The sequence below is a fragment of the Streptomyces sp. ICC4 genome, from assembly GCF_003287915.1.
Taxonomy (GTDB): Bacteria; Actinomycetota; Actinomycetes; order Streptomycetales; family Streptomycetaceae; genus Streptomyces; species Streptomyces tritrimontium.
Genome location: NZ_CP030286.1, coordinates 1,789,851 through 1,814,992 on the forward strand (window position 1 = coordinate 1,789,851; position 25,142 = coordinate 1,814,992).

General features: G+C 72.3%; 24 protein-coding genes. 2 read left to right on the forward strand and 22 right to left on the reverse strand.

Features of this window, described 5'->3' with window-relative positions:
• Positions 1-53: 53 nt before the first annotated feature.
• The 6 genes from DRB89_RS08115 to DRB89_RS42755 form a co-directional block, all read right to left on the reverse strand.
• A complete protein-coding gene (locus DRB89_RS08115) occupies positions 54-1,664 on the reverse strand; it encodes a metallopeptidase TldD-related protein (protein WP_162688503.1) in 1,611 nt (536 codons plus the stop codon).
• Positions 1,603-3,207, reverse strand: a complete 1,605-nt coding sequence (locus tag DRB89_RS08120; RefSeq protein ID WP_112451855.1) for a hypothetical protein — start codon at positions 3,205-3,207, stop codon at positions 1,603-1,605. Before DRB89_RS08120 ends, DRB89_RS08115 begins: the two co-directional genes overlap by 62 nt.
• The gene (locus DRB89_RS08125; protein WP_162688504.1) at positions 3,198-4,346 is read right to left on the reverse strand and encodes a ThiF family adenylyltransferase; all 1,149 of its coding nucleotides are present in this window, start codon (positions 4,344-4,346) and stop codon (positions 3,198-3,200) included. The genes DRB89_RS08120 and DRB89_RS08125 overlap by 10 nt, the downstream gene beginning before the upstream one ends.
• Positions 4,343-5,755: an ABC transporter substrate-binding protein gene (locus DRB89_RS08130; protein WP_112451857.1), complete on the reverse strand. Its 1,413-nt coding sequence runs from the start codon at positions 5,753-5,755 to the stop codon at positions 4,343-4,345. Before DRB89_RS08130 ends, DRB89_RS08125 begins: the two co-directional genes overlap by 4 nt.
• On the reverse strand, positions 5,745-6,746 hold the full coding sequence (locus DRB89_RS08135; RefSeq protein ID WP_112451858.1) for a cupin-like domain-containing protein: 1,002 nt from the start codon (positions 6,744-6,746) through the stop codon (positions 5,745-5,747). The genes DRB89_RS08130 and DRB89_RS08135 overlap by 11 nt, the downstream gene beginning before the upstream one ends.
• A 129-nt stretch (positions 6,747-6,875) precedes the next feature.
• Complete coding sequence (locus tag DRB89_RS42755; RefSeq protein ID WP_162688505.1) at positions 6,876-7,031, reverse strand: hypothetical protein; 156 nt, start codon at positions 7,029-7,031, stop codon at positions 6,876-6,878.
• A gap of 220 nt (positions 7,032-7,251) precedes the next feature.
• Between DRB89_RS42755 and DRB89_RS08140 the strand changes: the two genes are divergently transcribed.
• Entirely contained in the window at positions 7,252-8,871 is a 1,620-nt protein-coding gene (locus tag DRB89_RS08140; protein ID WP_112451859.1) for an ATP-binding cassette domain-containing protein, read from the forward strand.
• Between the two features lie 4 nt (positions 8,872-8,875).
• On the opposite strand, the gene DRB89_RS08145 is transcribed toward DRB89_RS08140, so the two are convergent.
• Positions 8,876-10,486 (reverse strand): hypothetical protein, encoded by a 1,611-nt coding sequence (locus DRB89_RS08145; RefSeq protein WP_112451860.1) that lies wholly within the window; start codon positions 10,484-10,486, stop codon positions 8,876-8,878.
• A 111-nt stretch (positions 10,487-10,597) separates the two neighbouring features.
• Between DRB89_RS08145 and DRB89_RS08150 the strand changes: the two genes are divergently transcribed.
• On the forward strand, positions 10,598-10,816 hold the full coding sequence (locus DRB89_RS08150; protein ID WP_112451861.1) for a hypothetical protein: 219 nt from the start codon (positions 10,598-10,600) through the stop codon (positions 10,814-10,816).
• Positions 10,817-10,892: 76 nt separating this feature from the next.
• Here DRB89_RS08150 and DRB89_RS08155 read toward each other — a convergent pair whose 3' ends face one another.
• The 15 genes from DRB89_RS08155 to DRB89_RS08230 all read right to left on the reverse strand — a co-directional run bounded on the left by DRB89_RS08155 (position 10,893) and on the right by DRB89_RS08230 (position 25,023).
• Positions 10,893-11,624, reverse strand: coding sequence for a tyrosine-protein phosphatase (locus DRB89_RS08155; RefSeq protein WP_112451862.1), 732 nt, complete (start codon positions 11,622-11,624; stop codon positions 10,893-10,895).
• A 407-nt stretch (positions 11,625-12,031) separates the two neighbouring features.
• Positions 12,032-12,469 (reverse strand): transcription antitermination factor NusB, encoded by a 438-nt coding sequence (nusB, locus tag DRB89_RS08160; protein WP_112446812.1) that lies wholly within the window; start codon positions 12,467-12,469, stop codon positions 12,032-12,034.
• Positions 12,470-12,471: 2 nt separating this feature from the next.
• Positions 12,472-13,038, reverse strand: a complete 567-nt coding sequence (gene efp, locus DRB89_RS08165) for an elongation factor P (RefSeq protein WP_112446811.1) — start codon at positions 13,036-13,038, stop codon at positions 12,472-12,474.
• Positions 13,039-13,097: 59 nt separating this feature from the next.
• Positions 13,098-14,207, reverse strand: coding sequence for an aminopeptidase P family protein (locus DRB89_RS08170; protein ID WP_112446810.1), 1,110 nt, complete (start codon positions 14,205-14,207; stop codon positions 13,098-13,100).
• Between the two features lie 135 nt (positions 14,208-14,342).
• On the reverse strand, positions 14,343-15,110 hold the full coding sequence (locus tag DRB89_RS08175; protein ID WP_112446809.1) for an AAA family ATPase: 768 nt from the start codon (positions 15,108-15,110) through the stop codon (positions 14,343-14,345).
• A gap of 96 nt (positions 15,111-15,206) precedes the next feature.
• A complete protein-coding gene (aroB, locus tag DRB89_RS08180; RefSeq protein ID WP_112446808.1) occupies positions 15,207-16,298 on the reverse strand; it encodes a 3-dehydroquinate synthase in 1,092 nt (363 codons plus the stop codon).
• A complete protein-coding gene (locus DRB89_RS08185; protein WP_112453195.1) occupies positions 16,295-16,777 on the reverse strand; it encodes a shikimate kinase in 483 nt (160 codons plus the stop codon). The genes aroB and DRB89_RS08185 overlap by 4 nt, the downstream gene beginning before the upstream one ends.
• 44 nt (positions 16,778-16,821) lie before the next feature.
• Positions 16,822-18,006 (reverse strand): chorismate synthase, encoded by a 1,185-nt coding sequence (gene aroC / locus DRB89_RS08190; RefSeq protein WP_112446807.1) that lies wholly within the window; start codon positions 18,004-18,006, stop codon positions 16,822-16,824.
• A gap of 113 nt (positions 18,007-18,119) precedes the next feature.
• The gene (locus DRB89_RS08195) at positions 18,120-18,323 is read right to left on the reverse strand and encodes a hypothetical protein (protein WP_162688506.1); all 204 of its coding nucleotides are present in this window, start codon (positions 18,321-18,323) and stop codon (positions 18,120-18,122) included.
• Positions 18,324-18,349: 26 nt separating this feature from the next.
• Positions 18,350-19,174, reverse strand: a complete 825-nt coding sequence (locus DRB89_RS08200; protein ID WP_112446805.1) for a shikimate dehydrogenase — start codon at positions 19,172-19,174, stop codon at positions 18,350-18,352.
• Between the two features lie 6 nt (positions 19,175-19,180).
• Positions 19,181-20,935: an endolytic transglycosylase MltG gene (mltG, locus tag DRB89_RS08205; protein WP_112446804.1), complete on the reverse strand. Its 1,755-nt coding sequence runs from the start codon at positions 20,933-20,935 to the stop codon at positions 19,181-19,183.
• A 125-nt stretch (positions 20,936-21,060) separates the two neighbouring features.
• The gene (ruvX, locus tag DRB89_RS08215; protein WP_112446803.1) at positions 21,061-21,531 is read right to left on the reverse strand and encodes a Holliday junction resolvase RuvX; all 471 of its coding nucleotides are present in this window, start codon (positions 21,529-21,531) and stop codon (positions 21,061-21,063) included.
• On the reverse strand, positions 21,531-24,200 hold the full coding sequence (gene alaS / locus DRB89_RS08220) for an alanine--tRNA ligase (protein WP_112446802.1): 2,670 nt from the start codon (positions 24,198-24,200) through the stop codon (positions 21,531-21,533). Before alaS ends, ruvX begins: the two co-directional genes overlap by 1 nt.
• A complete protein-coding gene (locus DRB89_RS08225) occupies positions 24,200-24,574 on the reverse strand; it encodes a DUF6167 family protein (protein WP_112446801.1) in 375 nt (124 codons plus the stop codon). The genes alaS and DRB89_RS08225 overlap by 1 nt, the downstream gene beginning before the upstream one ends.
• A gap of 8 nt (positions 24,575-24,582) precedes the next feature.
• Positions 24,583-25,023, reverse strand: coding sequence for a DUF948 domain-containing protein (locus DRB89_RS08230; protein WP_112446800.1), 441 nt, complete (start codon positions 25,021-25,023; stop codon positions 24,583-24,585).
• Between the last annotated feature and the right edge of the window lie 119 nt (positions 25,024-25,142).

A 25,142-nucleotide genomic window follows, 5' to 3' on the forward strand; every position in this document is an offset into this window, starting at 1 on the left:
CTGACGGGAAGCCGACGGGGAGCGGTCGGTCGTACGGGTCCGCGCGCGCCGCCTCAGCCCGACGGCCCCGGCCTGGGCCCCGGCCCGGGCCATGGGTCCACCCCCGGCCCCAGGTCCACGCCCGTCACCAGGAGCGTGGGACCGCCGTCGCCCACGGGCACCTCCTGGCCGTACTTGGCGCAGGAGGCGGGGCTGCCCATCGCGAAGTCGGAGCCGATCCCCCGGAGGCCCGCGAGGACGGCCGCGACCTCCCCGGTGAGGACGGCGTCGGCGACCGGCTCGGCCGGCCGGCCGTCGCGGACGCGGCGTACGTCCACCGCGCCGAGGGAGAACGTGCCGTCCGCGCGCACCTCCCCGCCGCCGAGGCGGGACACGTGGTAGCCGCGGGCGACGGAGGCCAGGAGGGCGGCGGGGTCGTCGGGGCCGGGACCGATGCACACATTGCTCATCCGGCACATCGGCGGATGCCGGAAGGACTGCCGGCGCAGGCGTCCCGCGTCCTCGACGAACCCCGCGACCGTGCCTCCCCGGACGAGGTGTCCGGGGAGGGCGGCGGTCCCCTCGTCGTCGTACGCGTAGCTGCCCCAGGCGCCCGGGATCCCCGGATCGTCGGTGACGTCCAGCGCGACGGGGCAGACGCGCTCGCCCTCCCGCCAGGACACGCCCGCGAGGCCGCCGGCCATGACGTCCCGCTCCAGCGGGTGTCCGAGGAGCTCGTGCGCGAACACCCCGCTGGCGCCGGCGGCGATGACCACCGTGGCGTTCCGCTCGGCCACCGGCTCCGCCCCGCGCTTGGCCACGGCGGCGAGGGCCGCACCGCGCCCGACGGCCAGGGCGTCCCGGCCGGGCTCCCACGCGCCGGACTCCCGTGAGCCCGGGTCCCCGGCCTTGCGGTATCCGGCCTTGCGGTACCCGACGGACGGGCCGCCCGGGCCGGAGCCGCCCGTGCAGGAGCCGCCCGTACCTGTGCCGCCCGTGCCCGTGCCGTCCGCGATGGCCCGGCAGGACAGCAGGTGCCGCTGCCCGTCGCCTTGGAGGTGCGCGGTGCCGGGCCCGAGCAGGACGAAGTCCCGGGCCACCGCGGAGTACGAGACGGAGAGCGAGTCGAGGCCGCCGCCGCGCCGCGCCGCGTCGAGGGCCGCCGCGCGGGCCGTGCGCAGCAGTTCGGCGGCCCCGGCCACGGCGACCCGCGCGGGCCCGTCGCCTTCGCCGCCGTACGACGGGCTGCCGCACGAGGGGTCGTCGTACGACGGGTCCCACGCGGCCAGGGCCCCGTGCAGTACGGCGGCCAGCCGCTCCGGGTGCGGTACGCGGACCCCCGCCGCGCGGGCGGAGGCGGGGGCTTCGAGGCCGAGCAGGAACCCCTCCCGGGAGAGGCTGTTGACGGCCGCGTGGCCCGTGCTCCCGCGGTACCGGATGCTCACGGAGAAGCCGGCCTGCCGGTACGACTCCTCGCGCACGGGTGCGTCGTCGAGCAGGAAGAACTCGTCCCCGAGCACGCGCTCGGCGAAGAGGTCGATGCGGATGCCCGTGGCGGCCCGTACCTCCTCGAGCAGGTCGGCGATCCCGGCCGTCGCGGCGGCGTCCACGCCGAACGGCCGGTCAGCGGCCGGCAGCGGCGACCGGGGCGGTCGCGGGATCGGCGGGCGTGGCCTCGTCGTCATGGGTTCCATTCGTGGTGACGCGCCATCCGTGCTCGGGGGACCAGTGCCGGATGAAGCCGGCCATGCGGAACGGGGTCGCCGTCTCGACCAGGACGGCCAGCGATGCGGGGTCCGCGGTCCGCGCGGCCTCCAGCGAGGCGCGGCCCACGAAGTCCAGGTCCGCTTCCCGCGCTTCGAGCCCGGCCAGCTCCGCCAGGAACACGATCTGCCGGCGCGTGGCGATGACGAACGCGGCGGAGGCCAGCTCCCGGATCTCCGAAAGGCCCTCCTCGGGAAGGGCGGTGAGCAGTGCGGCGATCGCCCGCGTCGAGTTGGCGTTGATGCCGGGGTCGTGCCGGCGCAGCGCGGCCGCCAGGTCGATCTGCTCCCGGGCCGGGGTCTCGGAAGGATGCTCGACAGCGCGGTAGCCGGCCCGCAGGTGGAAGGGGAAGAGCCGGCCCAGGGCGGACTGCGCGAAGACGGTCTTGCGTTCCGGCTCGGCCGGCGGCACACCGGACGACCCCGACCCCGACTCCGACCCCGACTCCGGCCACATGCGCGCGTTCAGCGAGAGCCCCCGGAAGGCGGGGTGCACGATGACCCGCTCCTGCAGCAGGACGGACCCGTTGATCCGGCGGAGCGTCTCCAGCGCCTCGAACTCGCGGGGGAAGGGCCGGCAGAAGACCTTGACCGCGGCGAGCGTGCCGCCGACGCGGATGGTGCGCACCTCGGTGACGAGGTTCTCCCAGTCGATCCACCGCTCGTCCTCGACGCGGTAGTGGTAGTCGGCCAGCTGCTCGTAGTCGGCGCGGTCTCCCGCGGACTCCGCGAACTCCTCGCCGATCCACCGCTCGATGCGCCGCCCCGGCACGTACGCGCCCACCGTCTTGCGGGCCGTGCCGTCGAAGTCGAGCCGGAGGTGTTCGTCCGGGGAGAGGAACTCGTGCAGGTCGTCGTGGGCGGTCGCGACGACGGCGTTCAACCGCAGGGAGCGGCAGACCCGCTGGAAGTTGTGGGCGATGACCTTGGCGGTGGTGCGGTCCAGGTTGGAGCAGAACTCGTCCACCACGATCAGGTCGAAGCCGTCACCGCCCTCGCCTCCGCCGCCCTCGCTGCCGTCACCGCCGCCCGTACGGGCCAGCCGGGCCAGGGTGAGCCGGTGCCGCTGTCCGTCGGAGAGGTGCTCCGGCCGCGACATCATCAGCCGGGGCTCGCCCAGGCCGAACCGTCCCAGCCAGGACACGGTCGCCCCGACCTCGCCGTCGAAGAGGTCGATGACGCGGTCCGTGGGGCCGTGGGGCGGCAGGTCGGCCACCGTACGGACCTTCGCGAGGCGGGACAGCTCCCGCAGCACGCTCGACTTCCCGGTTCCGCTGAAGCCGGTGACCAGGGTGATGCCGTCGAGGGAGACGGAGACCGGGGCGAGGCTGACGGTCTCCTCGGCGCTCTCCACGCCGAAGGCCTCGCGCAGGGCCCAGGCCCGTTTCGACAGGGGCCCGCCCTCGCGTGCGTGCCGTACCGCGATGGTGACCGCCCGCGGGCCGGGGGAGTTCGTCATCCCCATGTCCTCTCCTCGCGCGTAGTTGAGTTTCCGAGGTCCACGACGAACCGCGCGTTCGAAGCGCGGGTGGCGCGGCTCAGGATCACGCCGTTCGTCCACTCGCCGACCATCCAGGCCGCCGTCACGGTGTTCACCGGGGCGATCGAGGCGCTCATCACCGGGTCGGCGAGCGTGGTGCGGGCGAAGGCGCCCAGTTCCGCCATCTCCCGTGCGAACTCCCGGTGGGCGGCGTCCGCTTCCGGTAGCAGCAGCGGCCCCACGGCCGCTTCCTCGAGCCCCGCGGCCGCGAAGATCACCGCGCCGCCGTGCGCGCGGGCGTGCGCGGCCAGCAGCAGCGCCAGCGTGCCCACGGGCCGGTCCGCGCAGCAGAACAGCGTCCACGACCCACGGCTTCCGGGCCCGCCGGGGTCGCCGGTCCCACCAGGCCCGCCGGCCCCGCCGGCCCCGCCGAGTCCGCCCACGGTGTCCTCGTCGACGAAGACCTGCGACGCCGAGATCTCGGCGTCCGGGTACCGCTCCCGCAGGAAGTCCCGCAGGGCCTCGGTCTTGGGCCGGCCGAGGTCGCGGCGCCGGTAGCTGAACTGCCGGTTGAAGTTGGTGATCTCGACCCGGTCGTGGTCGACGAGCAGGAGGTCCCGCACGCCCATCGCGCACAGGTGGGTGGCGACGATGGACCCCGTTCCGCCGCAGCCCACGACGACCGCCCGGTGGCGGGCGATCCGCTCCATCGCGTCCTCGGGCCGCGGGTCGAAGTGCGCCAGCCAGTGCCGCTGCTTGGTGTACTGGTCGGCCGATCCGGCGCGGGGCAGGGGTACGAGCATGCCGCGCGCCTCGAACACCTCCAGCAGCGCCAGCTGCCGGGGGCTGAGGGCGCCGCGGCCGTCGGGCCAGGCCAGGCCACCGGCGAGCCGTCCCGCCAGCTCCCGCAAGCCGTCGTCCGCGCCGTCGATGCCGAAGCCGTTCTCCCCGATCACCAGCAGTTCCCCGGCTTCCCCGGCGGCGATCGTGGTGTTCGCGCGGAGCATGACCCCGGCGGGGAAGCGCCGCCGCAGCCGGTCGAGGAGTGGCGCTTCCCCGGTCCCGTTCACGTCCCCGTCCCCGTATACGCCCTCGTCCCCGCTCGCGCCCCCGTCCCCGGTCACGTCCACTCCCAGGGCGCCCGCGCCCGGCGCGCGAGGAAGATCCCGGGCACCTCCGCGAGCGGGAGGCACAGGGCGTTGTCCAGCAGGATGGCGTCGAGTTCCCCGACGGCTTCCTCCAGCGTCTCCGAGGTCTGCGGGGAGGTGTCGTAGCGCCGCAGCACCTTCAGGTAGGACTCCAGCGACGCGTGCGTACGCAGTGCCTCCAGGAACACCAGCCCCCGGTGGACCCCGAGCGGGTCCTGGCGCAGCCCGCGGAAGAGGTTGAGGCGCAGGTCGGCCGGGCGGGACCGGGCCTCGTACCGGTCGGGTACGAGTTCCACCGCGATGCCCGCCCGCCCCAGGAGCCGGGCGGCGGCCCGGGCGAGCTCCCGGTTCGGGTAGTACGTGTCGTACGCGAGCCGGTGGCGGGGGCCGGGCGCGGGCCGCGCGATCCGGCCGGCGGGGACGGCCTCGCGCTCCGCCGCCCCGCGGAAGGCCCCGTCGAAGTCCCGCACCGGCAGGAAGCCGTCGCGCGCGAGCAGCGGGGCCGGCAGCAGGGCCCCGGCTCCGGGCGCCGCCAGGGCGCGGCGGATCGCCTGCCGTGCGGTGTCCGCGCCCGGGCCGAGCAGGGCGCCCTCGAAGCACAGCGCGACGATGATGCCGAGCGGCCGGATCCGCAGGGCGGGGTGGGCCGCGTACTGCGGGTACCGGTGCAGGGGGAAGGCGGTGTCGGAGGTGACGTCGATCCGGCCTTCGGCGAAGGCCGCGATGCCCCGCTCGGGGCTCTTGATCCTGCGGACGAGCACGCGCGCGGCGCCTTCGGCGCGGTGGCCGGCGCGGTCGAGGACGATCGTGCGGGACGTCGCCCGGGCGATGCGGTACCGGCCGACGCCGTCGCCCGTACCGCGGTACGGGGCGAGCGCGGGCAGCGAGGTCATCAGCGGGAACCCGAAGTCCGGTTCGGCCAGGGTCACCCGGAGGCGGTCCCCGCGGGCGTGCACGCGCTCGACGTGGCGCAGCCAGTAGCCGGTGGCGGTGTGCGAGGACGCGGCGCGGCGCAGGGCCTTCGCGTAGTCGGCGGCGGTGAGCCGGCTGCCGTCCGCCCAGCGGGCGCCGGGGCGGACGGCGAACTCGTGCCGGCGCCCGTCCGGGGAGGAGTCCAGGGAGCGGGCACCGATCAGCGCGGGAACGCCGTCGCGGTGGGCGAGGAGGGGGCGGGTCGTGAGCGCGGCCAGCTGCAGTCCGCTGTGGTCGCTCCAGTCGGGCTGTTCCGGCGTGGACGGCATGGAGTCGAACGCGACGACGGTCTCGACGTCGTACGCGCCCTCGCCCTCGCCCTCAGCCTCGTGCGCGGCCGCGCTACCGGCGCCGTACGCGGCCGCGCCCCCAGCCTCGTACGCGCCCGCGCCCCCGGCCCGGTCAGCCGGCATCGGACGGCGCCTCGTGCTCCGGGCCGTCCGGCCGCTCCGCGCCCCACCGGGCCAGCGCCCGCCCGTACTCCTCGAGTTCGGCGGTCATCCCGCGAACCCAGGCGGCCTCGCGGGCGCGGAACGCCTCGTCGTCGAGCTCGGTCGGCGGGGTCTTCTCCTCGCGCTCCGCCCACGTGCGCACCTGCGCGTTGCGGGCCCGGCGCAGGACGGAGATGGGCTCGATGAGCCGCGTCTCGAACTGGGAGAGGAAGGACAGGAGCCGGCGCTCCTCGACGAAGTTGGCGGTCAGCATGAGGTTGCGCTCCGGATTGCGGACCTCGTGGTACCAGTCGCCGGGGATGTAGAGCGTGTCCCCGGCCCGGAGCGTGACCTCGTGGACGACCGCGCCGGCCGGCCGGAGCACCTCGTCGTACGAGGCCGCCGACCACAGGCCGTCCCCGGGCCGCAGCTTCCCGCCGGCTTCCGGGGTCACCAGCCGCAGGGTCTTGCTGCCGCTGAGGACCGCCAGCCAGGCGCTGGTGGAGAAGGTGTCGCGGTGCAGTCCGGTGGAGCATCCGGGCTCGCCGAAGAACAACCACATCCGGCCGAAGCGCACTTGCTCCGGAAGCCTCTCGATGCAGTCCTCGGAGAAGATCTCCGGAATGTCGAAGTCGTCGAGGAGCCCCGGGCAGTCGCGGACGAAATTCCATTCGGCGAGGTATTGCCGGTCCCTGACGAGTGCGGTGTCGGCCGGGGTGTTCTCCCAGTAGTCCAGGAAATCCCCGAGCGTGGTGTGGGCGAGCGTGTAGTCGTATTCCGAACCGGCGGGGTAATTCCGGACCGGCACGGGCGTCGGGCCGTACTCCCGGCGGAAGAACTCCGTGGTCCACAGCCCCCGCGCGCGCCACGGTGCGTGCAGGCCGCGGATGACCACCGGCCCGTCGATGTCACCCAGGTCGGCGGCGGCCTGGGCGTCCAGCGTCCGCAGGGGGGTGACCGGTATGGGCGCCACGCGTGTCCCTCCTCATGAGACCGGGCCGGAAGCGACGTCCTCCCCGTGGAGGGTGTTCCACGGGGAGGATGTGGTGACAAAACAGCCCTTGTGTTCCTCGCTCCGGGCTATTTCGTCACGCGTGGCGGATCAACAACGGCGGGCGAGCCCCGCGACCATCGCGGGGCTGCTCAGGTCGGTGACGCGCAGCTCGATGCTCTCCCGCGCACTCACGCGGTCCTGCTCCTGGACGGGCTTCGGGGTGAGTTCGGGGGTGACGGTTTCGGTCTTCTTGGCCTTCTCCACGGTTCCTCATTTCTTGTGGAAATTGATGTTGCCGCGTTGTCCGGAGTGAATGTGCTCCGGCACCTGGATGTTAGCGAGTGGCCGGAATGAGCGTCTATGCCGCATCGGTCAAGACGGCCGGGAATGGCCGATTCCTTGTCTGGATGTGGCTGGTTTCGCAAAAACCCCGCCGGGAAAATGTGTTGCGCGCGAGAGCCCGGATCGCCGAGAATTCCCGATCATGGGGCATCTTGAAGCTGCGCATCTTGAGTATTATCTGACGGACGGTCGGGCACTGCTGGGCGATGTCTCGTTCCGTGTGCCCGAAGGGGCCGCCATGGCCCTCGTCGGGCCCAACGGCGCCGGCAAGACGACGCTCCTGCGCCTGATCGCCGGCGAACTCCAGCCGCACGGCGGCACGGTCGCCGTCAGCGGCGGACTCGGCGTCATGCCCCAGTTCGTCGGCAGCGTCCGCGACGAGCGCACGGTCCGCGACCTCCTCCTGGCCGTCGCCCCGGCCCGCATCCGGGAAGCCGGGCGGGCCGTCGACGCCGCGGAGGAGCGGGTCATGACGGTCGACGACGAGGCCGCGCAGATGCGGTACGCCCAGTCGCTCGCCGACTGGGCCGAGGTGCAGGGGTACGAGGCGGAGACCGTCTGGGACATGTGCACCATGGCCGCGCTCGGGATCCCGTACGAGAAGGCGCAATGGCGGCTCGCGCGCACCCTGTCCGGCGGCGAGCAGAAGCGCCTGATCCTGGAGGCGCTGCTGCGCGGACCGTACGAGGTGCTGCTGCTCGACGAGCCCGACAACTACCTCGACGTGCCCGGCAAGCGCTGGCTCGAAGAGCAGATCCGCCAGACCCGCAAGACGGTGCTGTTCGTCTCCCACGACCGCGAACTCCTCGCCCGCGTCGCCGAGAAGATCGTCAGCGTCGAACCGGGCCCGGGCGGCGCCGACGTCTGGGTCCACGGCGGCGGCTTCGGCACGTACCACCAGGCGCGTACGGAGCGGTTCGCCCGCTTCGAGGAGCTGCGCCGGCGCTGGAACGAGAAGCACGCCCAGCTGAAGAAGCTGGTGGCCACGCTCCAGCAGGCGGCGTCCGTCAGCCACGACATGGCCTCGCGGTACGCGGCCGCGCAGACCCGGCTGCGCAAGTTCGAGGAGGCCGGGCCGCCGCCGCAGCCCCCGAAGGCGCAGGACATCCGGATGCGGCTGCGCGGCGGGCGCACCGGGGTGCGGGCGGTCACCTGCAAGGGCCTGGAGCTGACCGGGCTGATGAAGCCCTTCGACCTGGAGGTCAGTTACGGGGAGCGGGTCGCCGTGCTCGGCTCCAACGGCTCCGGGAAATCGCACTTCCTGCGGCTCCTCGCCGGCGAGGAGGTCGCGCACACCGGGAAGTGGCAGCTCGGCGCGCGGGTCGTCCCCGGCCACTTCGCGCAGACCCACGCCCACCCCGAGCTGGAGGGGCGCACCCTCCTGGACATCCTGTGGAACGAGCAGTCCCAGGACCGCGGCGCCGCGATGTCCGTCCTGCGCCGGTACGAGCTCACCGGGCAGGCGGAGCAGCGCTTCGACCGGCTCTCGGGCGGCCAGCAGGCCCGCTTCCAGATCCTGCTCCTGGAGCTGGCGGGGACGACCGCGCTGCTGCTGGACGAGCCGACGGACAACCTCGACCTGGAGAGCGCGGAGGCCCTCCAGGAGGGCCTCGAGGCGTACGACGGCACGGTCGTGGCCGTGACCCACGACCGCTGGTTCGCCCGCTCCTTCGACCGCTTCCTGGTCTTCGGCTCGGACGGCCTCCTCCGCGAGACGACCGAACCGGTGTGGGTCGAACGACGGGTCGAGCGGGCCCGCTGACGCCCTACGGCTCCGTCGCGAGTTTGCGCACCGTGATGATCTCCGAATGCTTGAGCTGATCCAGGTTGCCGCTGTCGCCGAGGGCGTCGTGGAGCCGGAAGAACCAGGGCGAAATCGTGCTGCCCGAGAACAGGGCGTCGGCCAACAGGGCCGCGACGGAAACGACGGGTGCCTGCGGGAGGCGAATCGGTTCGTGCCTCGCGGCCGCGGCGAAACGGATCAAGTGCCCGGCCTGCGGAACACCGATCTCGTCCAGGAGGCGAGCGGTCCCGCGGGCTCCCCTGCGGCTGACGAGGACGGCCAGCGCGGTGAGCGCCAGCTCTTCCCAGCCCGCCGCGGCCACGTCCAGCAGGGCTTTCGGGGTTCTGCCGGGGTCCTGGCCCGCCCCGAGGGAGTCCAGGCGCATCCCCGTGGACGTCGGCCGCGGATACCGGTCCTCGGGCCGTATCGCGGTGAGGAGCGAGACGTATTCCGACTGCGGGATCCGCGGACGGAGGGCGGGGGTGCCGAAGGTGCTCATCACCGAGTCCGCGGCCACGGCGGACCACCCGGTACGGACGTCCCCCAACCGGCCGCACACCCGACTGACGTTGCCGGGGTCGATCCGGGAAGCGATCACCTCCACCATGCTCGCGACCGTCTGCCTGGAAGCCTCCGGACAGGTGGCCGCGAGGAAGTCGACGCTCTCGTCGAGATCCCGCAGGCGGGCCACATCACCGCAGAACTGGGCCACTTGGTGCGGGGTGCGGGTCGTCCGCAGCCAGGAGTAGATCTCGATCACTTCGGCCACCGGCCGACTCCACGCCGCGTCGGTCAACTGGCGTGCCAGTTCCACCGCCGGGCGGCCTTCGCCGGCCGCGAACTCCGCCTTCAGTTCCTCGAGCGACGCCGGCCCCGCAACCGGCCCCGCCACCCGCTCCGCCACCCGCTCCGCAAGCAGGCCCTCCAGGTGGCGGACCTCTTCCCGCAAGGACGCGCTGCGCCCCTCCGCCGTCTCCCGCCTGGCCTCGGCCTCCCCGAGCTGGGCCTTCAGCTCCCTGATCTGCTCCATCAAGGAGTCCGCCTGCCCGGCCGAATCCTCGTAGGCCTTCCTCAAGCCGGCGGCGGCGCTCTGCGTGGTGGAGCGTTCCCGCGCCCAGTCCAGAGCGAGGCGCTGTACGTCCACCTTCAGCCCCTGCGCCTCTTCCTCCTTGCTGTCGAGGAGCAGGTGCAGGGACTCGACGGTGCGGCGCTCCCGCGCGACCTCCCGTTTGGCGAGCTCCAGTTCGTCGCGCATGACCGCGAGCTCGTACTCGCCGCTCCTGCTCGTCACCTTGAGCGCGGCGAGGTACTGCTGGTGGACGGTCTCCTTGGCGCTCTCCTGGAGGGGGAGGCCCAACTCGCCCTCCACCTCGCGCACGAGCTGCTCGATGAAGGGCTTGGGCGGCACCCGGTTGCCGCCCAAGTAGCGGGAGACCGTCGTGTTGTCGAGGCCGACGCGGACTCCGTAGACCTTCTGCGTCACGCCCAGCCCGTTGAACAGGCCTGTCAACGTCTTGCCGAGCGTGACAACTTCGGGCGCCGCGCCCCGCTCGACCTCCGAGGAGTTCCGGCTTCGGCCGGGCAGATCGTCCATGAAGGCCCCCGCTCCGTTGCCGCCGTTCCGGCAACTCTTGACCGCTGTCGCAAGTATCCCGCGGCGCGGACTCTCGGACCTGTCACACCGACCGACGAGAGGAACCTCCAGATGTCCGTCCCCCCGGGTCTCGCCCACTCCGTACGCCGGCTCCAGCGGGCGCTCATCGTCCTCTTCGCGCTGGTCCCCCTGACCCTGGTCACCCTCGCGTTCCTTCCGGCGCTGCTCGTGCTGCCCTTCGTGCCGGCCGCCCGCCCGCGCACGGAGGGCATGCTGCGCCAACTGACCTCCTGGTCCCGGGCGGTGCTCCACGGCAGCCGCGAGCGCTGACCCGCCGGGAGACCAGGCGGCCAGGCCGTCAGGCGGCCAGGAGACAGGGCGGCCAGGCGGCCAGGCGGTCAGGCCGTCAGGCCGTCAGGAAGCGGGTGCGCAGGGCGGCCCTCGTGGGGGCCGTGATGCCGACCGCCTCGGTGAGGTAGGCCTCGACCGAGCCGTGGCGGGCTCCGAGGTCCGCGAGGGTCAGGCGCAGGATCTCGGCGGGCGCGCGGCCGTACGCCGGCCAGCGCATGGTGCGGCCCGGGTGCGCGGTGTGCCAGTCGGCCTTCAGGCGGTCCGTGGCCAGCTCGGTCAGGGCGAAGTCCGCGAGGATCTGCTCCTCGTCCACGCCGAGGAGGGTCAGGACGAGCGCGGCGATCAGGCCGGTGCGGTCCTTGCCCGAGGTGCAGTGGAAGACGGCCGGGCCGGGGCCCTCGGCGAGCAGTTCGATCGCCTGGCGGATCTCGGCCGCGCCGTCCTCGGCGACCTCCGCGAACCGGTCCGCGAGGAACCGCCACGGGTCGAGGTCCGGATCGATCTCCGCCTGGTCGTAGGGCCGGTGCTCGATGCTCAGGTTGGCGTACGTGAACCGTTCGGGCTCCGGGATGCGGCCCTTCGCGTCCGCCTCCCACGGGTAGCGCAGGTCGATGACGGTGCGGACGCCGAGGTCCAGGAAGCGGTCCCAGTCGGCGCCGGCGAGCTTGCCGAGCGAGTCCGCGCGGTACAGGGCGCCCCACGCGACGGTGGCGCCGTCGGCCGTGCGGTAGCCCCCGAGGTCGCGGAAGTTGTGCAGCCGCTCGAAGTCGATGTGACGGGTGGTCATCGCGGGGTCCCCCTGCTCGCGGGCTCCGGCGGTCCGGAGCGCTGGAGTTCAAAACGTCCGCCACCCCGCCGATCCCTCACGGGCACCGCCTACGAGGTTCAGCCCGTCCGCGCCATCGACTCGAACGAGTTCACGGTGGGCAGGACGACGACCGCTCTGGCGGAGGCGTACACCAGGCTGGTCCACGCGCCGAGCCGGACCCCAGCCTTGCGCTGGGCGGCCGCGAGAGGCCCCCGGCGCCCCGCCGGTCTTTTGCGTCCCGTCCCGGATCCGCGGACCCAGCCGGCCCGGGCCGACACGACCCGGCACGACCCGGCACGACCCGGCACGACCCGGACCGGCACGACGAAAGGGCCCGCAGCGCGCGTGCGCTGCGGGCCCTTTCGTCCGCGCCGGTCCGGCGCGGGTCAGCTCTCGCTGCGACGCAGCTTCGGCTTGAGGTCCTTGAAGCGGCCGAGCAGTCCGTTCACGAACGAGGGCGACTCGTCCGTGGAGAACTCCTTGGCCAGCTGGACGGCCTCATCGATCGCCACGGCGTCCGGGGTGTCGTCCACCCAGATCAGCTCGTAGGCACCGAGGCGCACGATGTTCCGGTCCACGACCGGCATGCGGTCCAGGTCCCAGTCCACCGCGTAGGTGGCGATCAGATCGTCGATGCGGTCCACCTTGTCGGCGTACCCCTCGACGAGTTCCATGGTGAACTCGTTCACCGCGGGCTGGCGGTCGGTGTCCGACCGCGAGTGGCGGATCCAGTCCGCGAGGACCTCGCGCACGGACACGTCGCGCTGGTCGGCCTCGAACAGGATCTGGAAAGCGCGCTTGCGCGCGTTGCTCCGGGCAGCCACGGTTAGCTGTTCACCCGGCCGAGGTAGTCGCTGGTGCGGGTGTCGACCTTGATCTTCTCGCCCGTGTTGATGAAGAGCGGGACCTGGATCTCGTGGCCGGTCTCCAGCGTCGCCGGCTTGGTGCCGCCGGTGGAGCGGTCGCCCTGGACGCCCGGGTCCGTGTGCTGGATGGTCAACTCGACGGCGGCCGGGAGCTCTACGTAGAGCACCTCGCCCTCGTGGCGGGCCACGGAGGCGGTGAAGCCCTCGATCAGGAAGTTGGCGGAGTCGCCGACGGCCTTCTTGTCGACCATCAGCTGGTCGAAGTCCTCCATGTCCATGAAGACGAAGTACTCGCCGTCCATGTAGGAGAACTGCATGTCGCGGCGGTCGATGGTGGCCGTCTCGACCTTGGTGCCGGCGTTGAACGTCTTGTCGACGACCTTGCCGGACATGACGCTCTTCAGCTTGGTGCGCACGAAGGCCGGGCCCTTGCCGGGCTTGACGTGCTGGAACTCGACGACGGACCAGAGCTGGCCCCCGTCGAGCTTCAGCACCATGCCGTTCTTGAGGTCGTTCGTGGAAGCCACGGTTTGGGAATCTCCTGCACTGGAAGACCACGGGTGCGCGCACAGCCCGGCGATGCGGGCTAGAGCGCGAGCAGCTCCTTGGTCGTAATGGTGAGTAGCTCGGGACCGCCGTCCGCCTCGGGGCGTACGACGAGCGTGTCATCGATCCTGACACCGCCCCGGCCCGGGAGGTGAACCCCCGGTTCGACGGTGACCGGCACGCAAGCGTCCAGTTTACCCATGGCCGTAGGTGCAAGCTGCGGGTCCTCGTCGATTTCGAGACCGACGCCGTGTCCGGTCCACGCCGCGAGGGCCTCCCCGTGTCCCGCGGAGTCCAGCACGGAACGGGCGGCGTGATCCACGTCTCGGTAGGCGGCCCCGGGCATCAGGGCCTCGCGGCCCGCCCGCTGGGCGGCGAACACGAGGTCGTACAGCTCGATCTGCCAGTCGGCGGGGGTCGTGCCGATGACGAAGGTCCGGCCGATCTCGCAGCGGTAGCCCCGGTAGTTCGCGCCGAGGCAGACGGAGAGGAAGTCGCCCTCCTCCACCCGTCGGTCGGAGGGCCGGTGCCGGGAGCGACCGGAGTGCGGACCCGTGCCGACGGAGGTCGGGAAGGCCGGGCCGTCCGCCCCGTGGTCCACGAGGCGGCGTTCGAGCTCCAGGGCGAGGTGCCGCTCGGTGCGGCCCACCAGGATCGACTCCAGCAGCTCGCCGAGGGCCTGGTCGGCGATCTCGGCGGCGATCCGCAGGCAGGCGATCTCCTCCTCGTCCTTGACGAGGCGCTGCTGCTCGACGGCGGTCCCGAGGTCGGCGAGGCGCAGTCCGGGCGCCACGGAGCGCAGGGCGCGGTGCCGGCCCACGGTGAGGTGGTGCTCCTCGACGGCGAGGGAGTCGGCGCGCGCGGAAGCGGCGAGGTCGGCGGCGGCGACGGCGGGATCGGCTCCCGGGCCCGCCAGCACGGAGATCCGCAGGTTCTCGTCGAGCCGTCCCTCGTCGGCCTCCCCGGTGGGCTGCCCGGCGCAGAACAGCATGTCCTCCCCGCCCGGTCCGACCAGCAGGACGGCGCCCAGCGGCGACGCCCCGGAGAGGTAGCGGACGTTCGCCGGACGCGTGATGAGTGCGGCGGCGTTTCCGGCGGCCGCACAGCGGTCGCGAAGCAGGCCCCGGCGGGCCGCGTACACGTCTGACATGCTTCCGAGCCTACGAGCGGCGGGCGCATCCGGCCTGGTGAGCGCGGCCGTACGAGGACGCGGCCGGGGCTTCGGAGGGCCGGGGCCTCAGCGGGCCGGGGCTTCAGTGGGCCGGGGCTTCAGCGGGCCCGGGCTTCAGTGGGCCGGCGCCGAGATGGCGCGGGCCAGGGTCTCGTCCAGGGCGCGGGCGGTGCCCTCGACGTCCAGGTGGGAGTTGTCGATGATCGGCAGCCCGGATCCGTACCAGCCCGCCATGCGGCCGTGGATCCGCGCGACCTCCTCGTCGGAGAGCCGCCGGTTCCCGGAGCGGGCCGCGTTGCGCTCCAGGACTATCTCCAGGCCGGGCAGCAGGACGACGGGCAGCAGCGCGGGCCCGACGTGGCGCTTCCAGCCGCCGAGGCCCACCACGGGGCGGTCGGGGAAGACCGCGTCGTCGAGGATGCAGGAGATGCCGTTCGCCAGGAAGTTGCGGGCGGCGAAGCCGCAGGTGCGGCGGGCGAGGCGATACTGGGCCTCGGAGTGGTCGTTCCAGCCGGCCTGCGGGTCCGCGAACCCCGAGCACACCCATTCCCGTACGTCGTCCAGGCTGACGTGCGCCGTGGGGACCGGCCGGGTGGCCGCCCAGTGGCGGGCCACGGTGGTCTTGCCGGCGCCCGCGGGACCGATCAGCAGCACCGCGAGGGTGGCTCCGCCGGTGCCCGCGACGGCGGGCGGCAGCGGGATGTGCCCGGTGGACCCGTCCGGCATCCCGGGGGCCCCGGGATGCCGGACGGGCAGGGACGCGGGCGCGGGCACCGGGGAAACGGGCCAGCCCTGCGCCGGGGGGACCGGCGGCTGCGGGGGCGCCGCCGAGTGCTGACGCCCCGACGGATCCCAGCTCCCGCCACCCACTCCGTGCTGCATCCGCTGCCAACCCCGTCCCGTTCCGGCCCGACTGATGCGAGAACGTTATATGACCCGGGAGCTCCGGCGGGTCACTCGATCAAGCGAAGGCCCCGATCAGGCCGTGACTTCGCCGAACGCCGCCACGAGGACGGCCGGGTCCGGGCCCTCCAGGACGGTCGGCTTGGCCAGCCCGTCCAGGACGATGAAGCGCAGCAGGTCGCCCCGGGACTTCTTGTCGAGCTTCATCGTCTCCAGCAGCTTGGGCCACTGGTCGCCGCGGTAGGTCAGCGGCAGCCCCACCGAGGCGAGGACCGCCTTGTGCCGGTCCGCCGTCGCGTCGTCGAGGCGGCCCGCCAGCCGGCCGAGCTCGGCCGCGAAGAGCATGCCGACCGAAACGGCCGCGCCGTGCCGCCACTTGTAGCGCTCGTTCTTCTCGATGGCGTGCGCGAGCGTGTGCCCGTAGTTCAGGACCTCCCGCAGCCCCGCCTCCTTGAGGTCGCTGGAGACCACGTCCGCCTTGACCTGGATGGAGCGGCAGATCAGCTCGGCCGTGTGCGGGCCGGCGGGCGTGCGGGCCGCCTCCGGGTCCTCCTCGATCAGGTCGAGGATCACCGGGTCGGAGATGAATCCGGCCTTGATGATCTCGGCGAGGCCGCTGACGTAGTCGTTGACCGGCAGCGACTCCAGCGCTGCCAGGTCGCAGAGCACGCCGGCCGGCGGGTGGAAGGCGCCGACGAGGTTCTTGCCCTCGGCGGTGTTGATGCCCGTCTTGCCCCCGACGGCCGCGTCCACCATCGCCAGGATGGTGGTCGGCACGGCGATCCAGCGCACGCCGCGCAGCCAGGAGGCCGCGACGAAGCCCGCGAGGTCGGTGGTGGCTCCCCCGCCGACGCCGACGATGACGTCGGTGCGGGTGAAGCCGGACTGCCCCAGGGCCTTCCAGCAGTACGCCGCGACCTCGATCGTCTTGGCCTCTTCGGCGTTCGGCACCTGGATGGCGACGGCCTCGTAGCCCTGCGCCGCGAGGTCGTCGCGCAGCGCCTCCCCGGTCGAGGCCAGGGCCTCCGGGTGGATGACCGCGACCCGCTGGGCCTTCGTGCCGATCAGGGAGCCCAGCTCGCCGAGCAGCTGCCGGCCGACCAGCACCTCGTACGCGTCGTGCCCGGCGCTCTCGCCGACCTGGATCCGCGTCACCTGGTCTGTCATGCGTTCTTCAACTCCAGAGCGTCGAGGACCGCCTGCGCGACCTCTTCGGGGGTGCGGTCGTCGGTGGCCACCACGACGCGCGCGACTTCGGTGTACAGGGGGCGCCTGGCCTCCATCAGCTCGCGCCACTGGCGGCGCGGGTTGACGGCGAGCAGCGGGCGCGCGGCGCCGAGGCCCACGCGCCGTACGGCTTCCTCCACGTCCATCGAGAGGTAGGCGACGGGCAGCCCGGCCAGCAGGGCGCGCGTCTCCTCGTCGAGGATCGCGCCGCCGCCGAGGGCGAGGACTCCGTCGTGCCCGGCGACGGCGGCCGCGACGGCCTCCCGCTCCAGCGCACGGAAGTAGGGCTCGCCCTCGTCCACGAAGATGTCGGAGATCTCCCGGCCCTGGGCCGCGACGATGTCGGCGTCGGTGTCCCGGTAGGAGACGCCGAGCCGGTGCGCGACGATCTCGCCCACGGTGGACTTGCCGGATCCCATGGGGCCGACGAGGACGACCAGGGGGCCGGTCGCGGGGGCGGCGGTCACCGGATCTGCAGGTTGTCGAGGTACGACCGCACGTTGCGGCGGGTCTCGGGGACGGAGTCGCCGCCGAACTTCTCGACGACGGCGTCGGCCAGCACCAGGGCGACCATGGCCTCGGCGACGATGCCCGCGGCGGGCACGGCACAGACGTCGGAGCGCTGGTGGTGCGCGACGGTGGCCTCGCCGGTCGCCACGTCGACGGTCGCGAGGGCCTTCGGCACGGTCGCGATCGGCTTCATGGCGGCGCGGACGCGCAGCAGTTCACCGGTGGTCAGACCGCCCTCGGTGCCGCCGGAGCGGCCGGAGGTGCGCCGCAGGCCCTCGGGGGTGGAGACGATCTCGTCGTGCGCCTGCGAGCCGGGTACGCGGGCCAGGTCGAAGCCGTCGCCGACCTCGACGCCCTTGATGGCCTGGATGCCCATGAGCGCGGCCGCGAGGCGCGCGTCGAGGCGGCGGTCCCAGTGCACGTGCGAGCCGAGGCCGACGGGCACGCCGTAGGCGAGCACCTCGACGACGCCGCCGAGGGTGTCGCCGTCCTTGTGGGCCTGGTCGATCTCCGCGACCATCGCCTTCGACGCGTCGGCGTCGAGGCAGCGCACCGGGTCGGCGTCGAGCTTCTCGACGTCGGCGGGGGTCGGGTAGACGCCGTACGGGGCCTTGGCGGCGGCCAGTTCCACGACGTGGGAGACGATCTCGATGCCGGCGACCTCCTTGATGAAGGACCGGGCGATGGCACCGAGGGCCACGCGGGCGGCGGTCTCACGGGCGCTGGCGCGCTCCAGGATCGGCCGGGCCTCGTCGAAGCCGTACTTCTGCATGCCGGCGAGGTCGGCGTGGCCGGGACGCGGCCGGGTGAGCGGCGCGTTGCGGCCGGTGTCCTTGAGCAGCGAGGGGTCGACCGGGTCGGCCGACATGACCGTCTCCCACTTGGGCCACTCGCTGTTGCCCACCATCACGGCGACCGGGGAACCGAGGGACAGACCGTGGCGGACACCGCCGAGGAACGTGATCTCGTCCTGCTCGAACTTCATCCGGGCACCGCGGCCGTAGCCGAGCCGGCGCCGGGCCAGGTGGTCGGCCACCAGCTCAGTGGTGACCGGAACGCCGGCGGGAAGCCCCTCCAGCGTCGCTACCAGAGCCGGGCCGTGCGATTCCCCGGCCGTCAGCCAACGCAACCTGCTCAACGATGCTCCTCATGCTCGCGCCTGATTCAGCGACGGCGCGACCGGGTGCGCGGCCCGGACCCGCCTTCACCCGATCCTCCCATGTCCGCGCCGGTACACCGCCCTCGGTCCAGCTATCGGACGGCGGACCGGCGCCGGGACCACCACCGGTAGCCCTCCCAGCAGACCGCGCCACCCACCAGGGCGCCGATGGTCAGCTTGACCCAGAGCGGCCACGAGCTGAGCAGGCTGCGGAAGAAGAGACCCACCGCGTACGCGGCGTCCCACCTCGACGCCAACACCTGATCCGTGCCGATCTCGTCCACTTGGCCCCCCAAGGTCCCCGTTGTCCCGACCGGGAAGCCTATCGGGCGGCGAGGGCCCGCTCTCCGGCGGCCCGCATGGCCGCCAGGGGCGCCGCGGGGCTGCCGGTCATCTGCTCGACCTGCAGCACGGCCTGGTGGACCAGCAGGTCCAGGCCGCCGAGGAGCTTGCCGCCGCGGCCGGACCAGGCGGCGGCCAGCGCGGTGGGCCAGGGGTCGTACAGCACGTCGAAGAGGGTGCCCGGGGCCGTGGGAACGGAGCCGGCCAGCTCGTCCGTGGCTCCGGCCGGGGTGGTCGCGATGACCAGCGGCGCGGCCAGCGCCTCGGCCGCCCGCGACCAGTCGGCCGTGCGGACGTCCACGCCGAGCCGCTCGCCCCACTCCCGCATCTCGGCGGCGCGGGCGGAGGAGCGTACGTACGCGGTCACCTCGCCGGAGCAGATCCGCGCGAGCGCGGCGAGCGCCGAGGAGGCGGTGGCGCCGGCGCCGAGGATCGCGGCGGACTCCACCTTGCCCACGCCCTGTTCGGCGAGGGCGGAGAGCAGACCGGGGATGTCGGTGTTGTCGCCGACGCGGCGGCCGTCCTCGGTGAACACGACCGTGTTGACCGCCTCGACCGAGGCGGCCGTGTCACTGATCCCGTCGAGCAGCGGGATGATCGCCCGCTTGAGCGGCATGGTCAGCGACAGGCCGGCCCATTCCGGGCCGAGCCCGGCGATGAAGTCCGGGAGCGCGGCCTCGTCGACTTCGAACCGGTCGTACGACCAGTCGGCGAGGCCGAGCTCCTGATACGCGGCGCGGTGCAGCACCGGCGAGAGGGAGTGCTCGATGGGCGAACCCAGCACCGCGGCCCGTATCCGTGACATGTCCTGCTACCCGCCGTTCTTCTGCTTCTGCCGTGCCTGGAACTCGGCGACGAGCTTCAGGTGCTCGTCGTAGGTCTTGCTGAAGCTCGTCTTGTCGCCGTCGACCGACACGAAGAACATCCAGCCGCCGCCGTCCGGGTTGAGCGTAGCGGTCACCGCGTCCAGGCCGGGGTTCCCGATCGGGCCGGGGGGCAGTCCCCTGACGTTGTGCGTGTTGTAGGGGTGGACGAAGTTCCTGGCTTCCGTGAGGTTGAAGTTGATCTCGCTCGTGCCCTTGACGTAGTTGTACGTCGAGTCGAACTCGATCTTCTGGTTGGAGATGTCGTTGGTCTTCTTGAGGCGGTTGTAGACCACCTCCGCCATCTTCCGGAAGTCGTCGTGGTTCTTGCCCTCGGCGTTGACGAGGCTGGCGACCGTGACCACCTGGAGCGGGTTGCTCAGGCCCAGGTCCTTGGCCTTGCCCTCGATCCCGAGCTCCATGTACTTGTCGGTGGCGTTCTTGACCATCTGCTTGAGCAGCGACTCGGGGGTGCTGTCCTTGGAGAGGTCGTAGCGCATCGGGTACAGGAAGCCCTCGAGCGGGTCCATGATCTTCGGGTCGTTGTTCGCCCACGCCGGCAGGCCGAGGTTCTTGGCCTCCTTGAAGGCGATGTCCTTGGTGGTGCCGGCCGGCTTCTCGAGCTTCTTGTCGATCGCGTCGTAGACCGTGCTGTTGCGCATGCCCTCGGTGATGGTGAGCACGTGGAGCTTGGTGGGATCCACCATGACCGCGACCGCCGAGGCCGCCGACATCTTCTTCTTGAGCGGATAGATGCCGGGCTGGATCTTCTTCCCATCGGGGTTGGCCGTCGCGGCGTCCACGAAAGCCTGGGCGCTCGCGACCACGCCCTTCTCCTTGAGGATGCGGCCCATCTGGCCCAGGCCCGCGCCCTTGGGGATCTCGACGTCGACCGCCTCGTCGATGCCGGCGCCCGCGAAGTCCTCGGCCGCGCCGAACTTGTCCTTGAGGTAGCTGTAGCCGTAGTAGCCGCCACCGCCGAGCACGCCGATGATGACCACGGACGCGATGAGGCAGGCCATGCCGCTGCGCTTCTTCGGCTTGCCGCCGGAGCGTCCCGAGCGGCGGCCGCCGGGCTCGTCGTCGTCACCGTCGTCGCGGCCGCCACCGCCGCCGGCCAGGAAGGATTCCTCGGGCTCTTCGGCCGGGGCCTCCTCCTGCCACTGCTCCTCCGGCTCCAGGTGCCGGCGGCCCGGGGGGCGCGGCGGAGGGAAGGCCTCGGGGGTGCCGTAGAGGTCGGGGGTCTCGCCGGGATAGCCGGCCGTCTGCTGCTGCGCGTAGGGGTCCGCACCCGCGTACGGGTCCGCGGCCTGCGCGGCGTTCACGTAGCCGGCATCGAACCCGGCGCCGTGATCGAACCCGGCGTTCGGGTCGAAACCGTGGTTCTGGTCCAGGCCGACGGGGACCTGGCCGGTGTCCCAGCCCTGGCCCCCGTACGTCCCCTGGTGCTGCTGGTACTGCTGCTGCGGTTGCTGCTGGTACTGCTGGTACTGCTGCTGCTGGTACTGCTGCTCCGGTTGATACGTCTGCTGCGGGTACTGGACCTGCTGCTGGTACTGCGGCTCCTGCGGGTACTGCTGCTGACCATCGATGTAAGGCATCTGACCCTGCTGGGCCTCGTGCCCGGTCCACCCCTGGTCCCCGTACTGGGGATCCTCGGGGTGCCACGGTTCGGGGCCAGGGCCCCGGCCATACTCAGTCATCGATCCCCTAGCGCGCCGCAGGGCGTTGGCCGCGACTCCATCCGCCGCGACACCCGGTTCCGCCTCTTGGTGGGCGACGGCTGTTCGAATGCCGTCACTTCGCGCGGAACGTTACCGTATCGCGATCAGACAACCACTTCGACGCACTCACCGGGCGGATTACCTGATACCCGTTCGGTCTCCAGGGCGTTCTGCAGGATGACCACGGCGGCCGCCTGGTCGATGACGGACCGGCCCTTCTTGGCGTTGCGCCCCGAGGCCCGCAGGCCCTGGGCCGCGGTGACCGTCGTCATCCGCTCGTCCACCAGACGCACCGTCACGGGCTTGATGCCCTTGGCGAGTTCCATGGCGAAGGCGCGGCACTTGGCCGCGGCCGGCCCCTCCCGCCCGCTGAGCGAACGGGGCAGACCGACCACCACCTCGATGGGGTCGTACTCCTCGACGAGCTGCCGCAGCCGCCGGTGGGCGAAGGGGATGTCCCGGCCCGGCACGGTTTCCACCGGTGTGGCCAGCACCCCGTCGGGGTCGCACGAGGCGACCCCGATCCGGGCGTCCCCGACGTCGATGGCCAGCCGGCGGCCGCGGCGCAGCGTCATCAGGCGGTCTCGCCCACGAGGCGCTCGACGGCCGCGATGGCGTCGCCGATGGCGGCCGGGTTCTGGCCGCCGCCCTGCGCGACGTCCGGCTTGCCGCCACCGCCGCCGCCGAGGGTCTTGGCGGCGGTACGGACCAGCTCGCCGGCCTTGAGGCCGCGCTCGCGGGCCGCCTCGTTGGTGGCGATGACGGTCAGCGGGCGGTCGTTGGCGACGGTGAACAGGGCCACGACGACCGCGCGGTCTCCTTGGATGCGCCCGCGGACGTCGAGGACCAGCTTGCGCAGGTCGTCGGCGCCCGTGCCGTCCGGCACCCGGCCGGTGACCACGGCGACGCCGCGTACGTCCTGGGCGTCCGCGGCGAGGCCGGCGGCGGCCTGGAGGACCTTCTCCGCGCGGAACTTCTCGATCTCCTTCTCGGCGTCCTTCAGCTTGCCGAGCATGGAGGCGATCTTCTCCGGCAGCTCCTCCGGACGGCCCTTGACCAGCTCCTGGAGCTGGGCGACGACCGTGTGCTCCTTGGCGAGGAAGTTGTAGGCGTCCACGCCGACGAGGGCCTCGACGCGGCGCACGCCGGAGCCGATGGAGGACTCGCCGAGCAGCTTCACCAGGCCGAGCTGGGCGGTGTTGCCGACGTGGGTGCCGCCGCACAGCTCCTTGGAGAAGTCGCCGATGGTCACGACGCGCACGCGCTCGCCGTACTTCTCGCCGAACTCGGCGATGGCGCCCTGCTTCTTCGCCTCGTCGATGCTCATGACCTCGGCGGTGACGTCGAGCTCGCGGGAGAGCACGTCGTTGATCTTCTGCTCGACGTCGGTGAGGACCGAGCCGGGAACGGCGTTCGGCGAACCGAAGTCGAAGCGGAAGCGGCCGGGCGAGTTCTCGGAACCGGCCTGGGCGGCCGTGGGGCCGAGCGCGTCGCGCAGCGCCTGGTGGGTCAGGTGGGTGGCCGAGTGGGCGCGGGCGATGGCCCGGCGGCGCTTGATGTCGATGGCGGCGTACGCCGAGGCGCCCACCGTCACCTCGCCGACCTGGACGGAGCCCTTGTGCACGGAGACACCGGGGACCGGCTGCTGGACGTCGCGGACCTCGATGACGGCACCGGTGTCGAGCCGGATCCGGCCCTGGTCGGCGAGCTGGCCGCCGCCCTCGGCGTAGAAGGGGGTGCGGTCCAGGACGACCTCGACCTCGTCGCCCTCGGAGGCGGCGGGCGCGGAGACGCCGTTGACCAGGAGGCCGACGATGACGGACTCGCCCTGGGTGGTGGCGTAGCCGGTGAACTCGGTGGCGCCGGAACCGTCGGCGATCTCCCGGTAGGCGGACATGTCCGCGTGGCCGGTCTTCTTGGCCTTGGCGTCGGCCTTGGCGCGGTCGCGCTGCTCCTGCATCAGGCGGCGGAAGCCGGTCTCGTCCACGGCGAGGCCCTGTTCGGCGGCCATCTCCAGGGTGAGGTCGATCGGGAAGCCCCAGGTGTCGTGGAGCAGGAACGCCTTCTCGCCGGCCAGGACCGTGCCGCCGGCGGCCTTGGTCTCGGTCACGGCGGTGTCGAGGATGTTCGTGCCGCCCTTGACGGCCTTGAGGAAGGCGGCCTCTTCGGCGAGCGCGACGGTCTCGATGCGCTTGCGGTCGGTCACCAGCTCCGGGTACTGCTGCCCCATGGTCTCGATGACCACGTTGACGAGCTCCTGGATGACCGGCCCGGTGGCGCCCATGAGGCGCATGTTGCGGATGGCGCGGCGCATGATGCGGCGCAGCACGTAGCCGCGGCCCTCGTTGCCGGGGGTCACGCCGTCGCCGATGAGCATGGCGGAGGTGCGGATGTGGTCGGCGACCACGCGCAGCGAGACGTCGGTTCCCTGGGCGGCGCCGTACCGCACGCCCGTCAGCTCGGTGGCCTTGTCCATGACCACGCGCAGGGTGTCGGTCTCGTACATGTTCTGCACGCCCTGCAGGATCATGGCGAGGCGTTCGAGACCGAGACCGGTGTCGATGTTCTTCGACGGCAGGTCGCCGAGGATCGGGAAGTCTTCCTTCCCGTCGCCGGCGCCGCGCTCGTACTGCATGAAGACCAGGTTCCAGATCTCCACGTAGCGCTCGTCGTTGACGGCGGGGCCGCCCTCGACGCCGAACTCGGGGCCGCGGTCGTAGTTGATCTCCGAGCAGGGGCCGCAGGGGCCCGGGACGCCCATGGACCAGAAGTTGTCCTTCTTGCCCAGGCGCTGGATGCGCTCGGCCGGGACGCCGATCTTGTCGCGCCAGATGGCCTCGGCCTCGTCGTCGTCGAGGTAGACCGTGATCCAGAGCTTCTCGGCTTCGAGGCCGTAGCCGCCGTCCGCCACGGAGCTGGTGAGCAGCTCCCAGGCGTACTTGATGGCGCCTTCCTTGAAGTAGTCGCCGAAGGAGAAGTTGCCGCACATCTGGAAGAACGTGCCGTGGCGGGTGGTCTTGCCGACCTCTTCGATGTCCGGCGTGCGGACGCACTTCTGCACGCTGGTGAGCGTGGGTGCGGGCGGCTTGACCTCGCCCAGGAAGTACGGCTTGAACGGCACCATGCCCGCGGGCACCAGCAGCAGAGTCGGGTCGTCCGCGATGAGCGACGCCGAAGGGACAACGGTGTGACCGCGCTCCTCGAAGAAGCTCAGCCAGCGGCGGCGGATTTCAGCCGACTCCATCAGTGGTCCTCATTCCGGTTGTACTTGCCCCTCGAGCGGCTCGAGCGGTGAGTGGTGGTCTGGTCCTGCTTGTCGTACGGGTCGTGCGCGATGGCCCGCAGCCGCCGCGGCCCGGGAAGGGCGCTGACGTTGCCGGGCAGGTCGGGGTCCTGGTGGAGCCCCAGTGCGTCGTTCAGCTCGTCCTCGCGCTGCGACATTCCCGCCTTGACGTCGAGGGCGAAGTCCTTGAGGCGGTGGCCCGCTTCCAGCGCCTTGTCGGCGGCCTGGGCGGCGAGGCTCTCCGGTGTCAGCTTCTTGAGCTGGCGGTTGACCTTGGTGGTGGCCCACACGCCGGCGGCTGCGCCTGCGGTGAACCAGAAGGCTCGGCGGAACATCGGCGGTCTCAGCCCTTCTGCTTCCGGCGCCGGGCCGCCGGCACCGTACGGCCAACGATCACGTTACGTCGCGGCGTCTTGCGCGGCACGTCCTCGGGGGCGGCGCCGTTCTTGCCGAGCGCCTTGCGGACGCCGTAGCCGAAGGCCGCGACCTTGACGAGCGGGCCGCCGAAGGTGGACGCCACGGTGGAGGACAGCGCGGAGGCGTTGGAGGTGACTTCCTGGACGTCGCTCGCGATGGCATCGACCCGGTCCAGCTGGGTGCGGGCCGAGCGGACGGTCGTGGAGGCGTCCGCGAGCAGCGGGACGGCCTGGTCGGTCACGTCGGCCACCAGCTTGGTGGTCGCCTTGAGCACCTGGGCCAGCCTCACCAGCACCACGGCGAGGAAGGAGACCAGGATGGCCCAGAAGACGGCCACGAGGATCCCGGCCACCTCTCCACCGGACACGTCACACCGCTCTCTACACATTGATCAGCAAGCGAAAAAGTCGTCCTCCGACCCTATCGCGCCGGAGATCCGCCGAAGTACCGGAATTCCCGGCCGCGCCCCGGCCCGCGGCCGGGCGG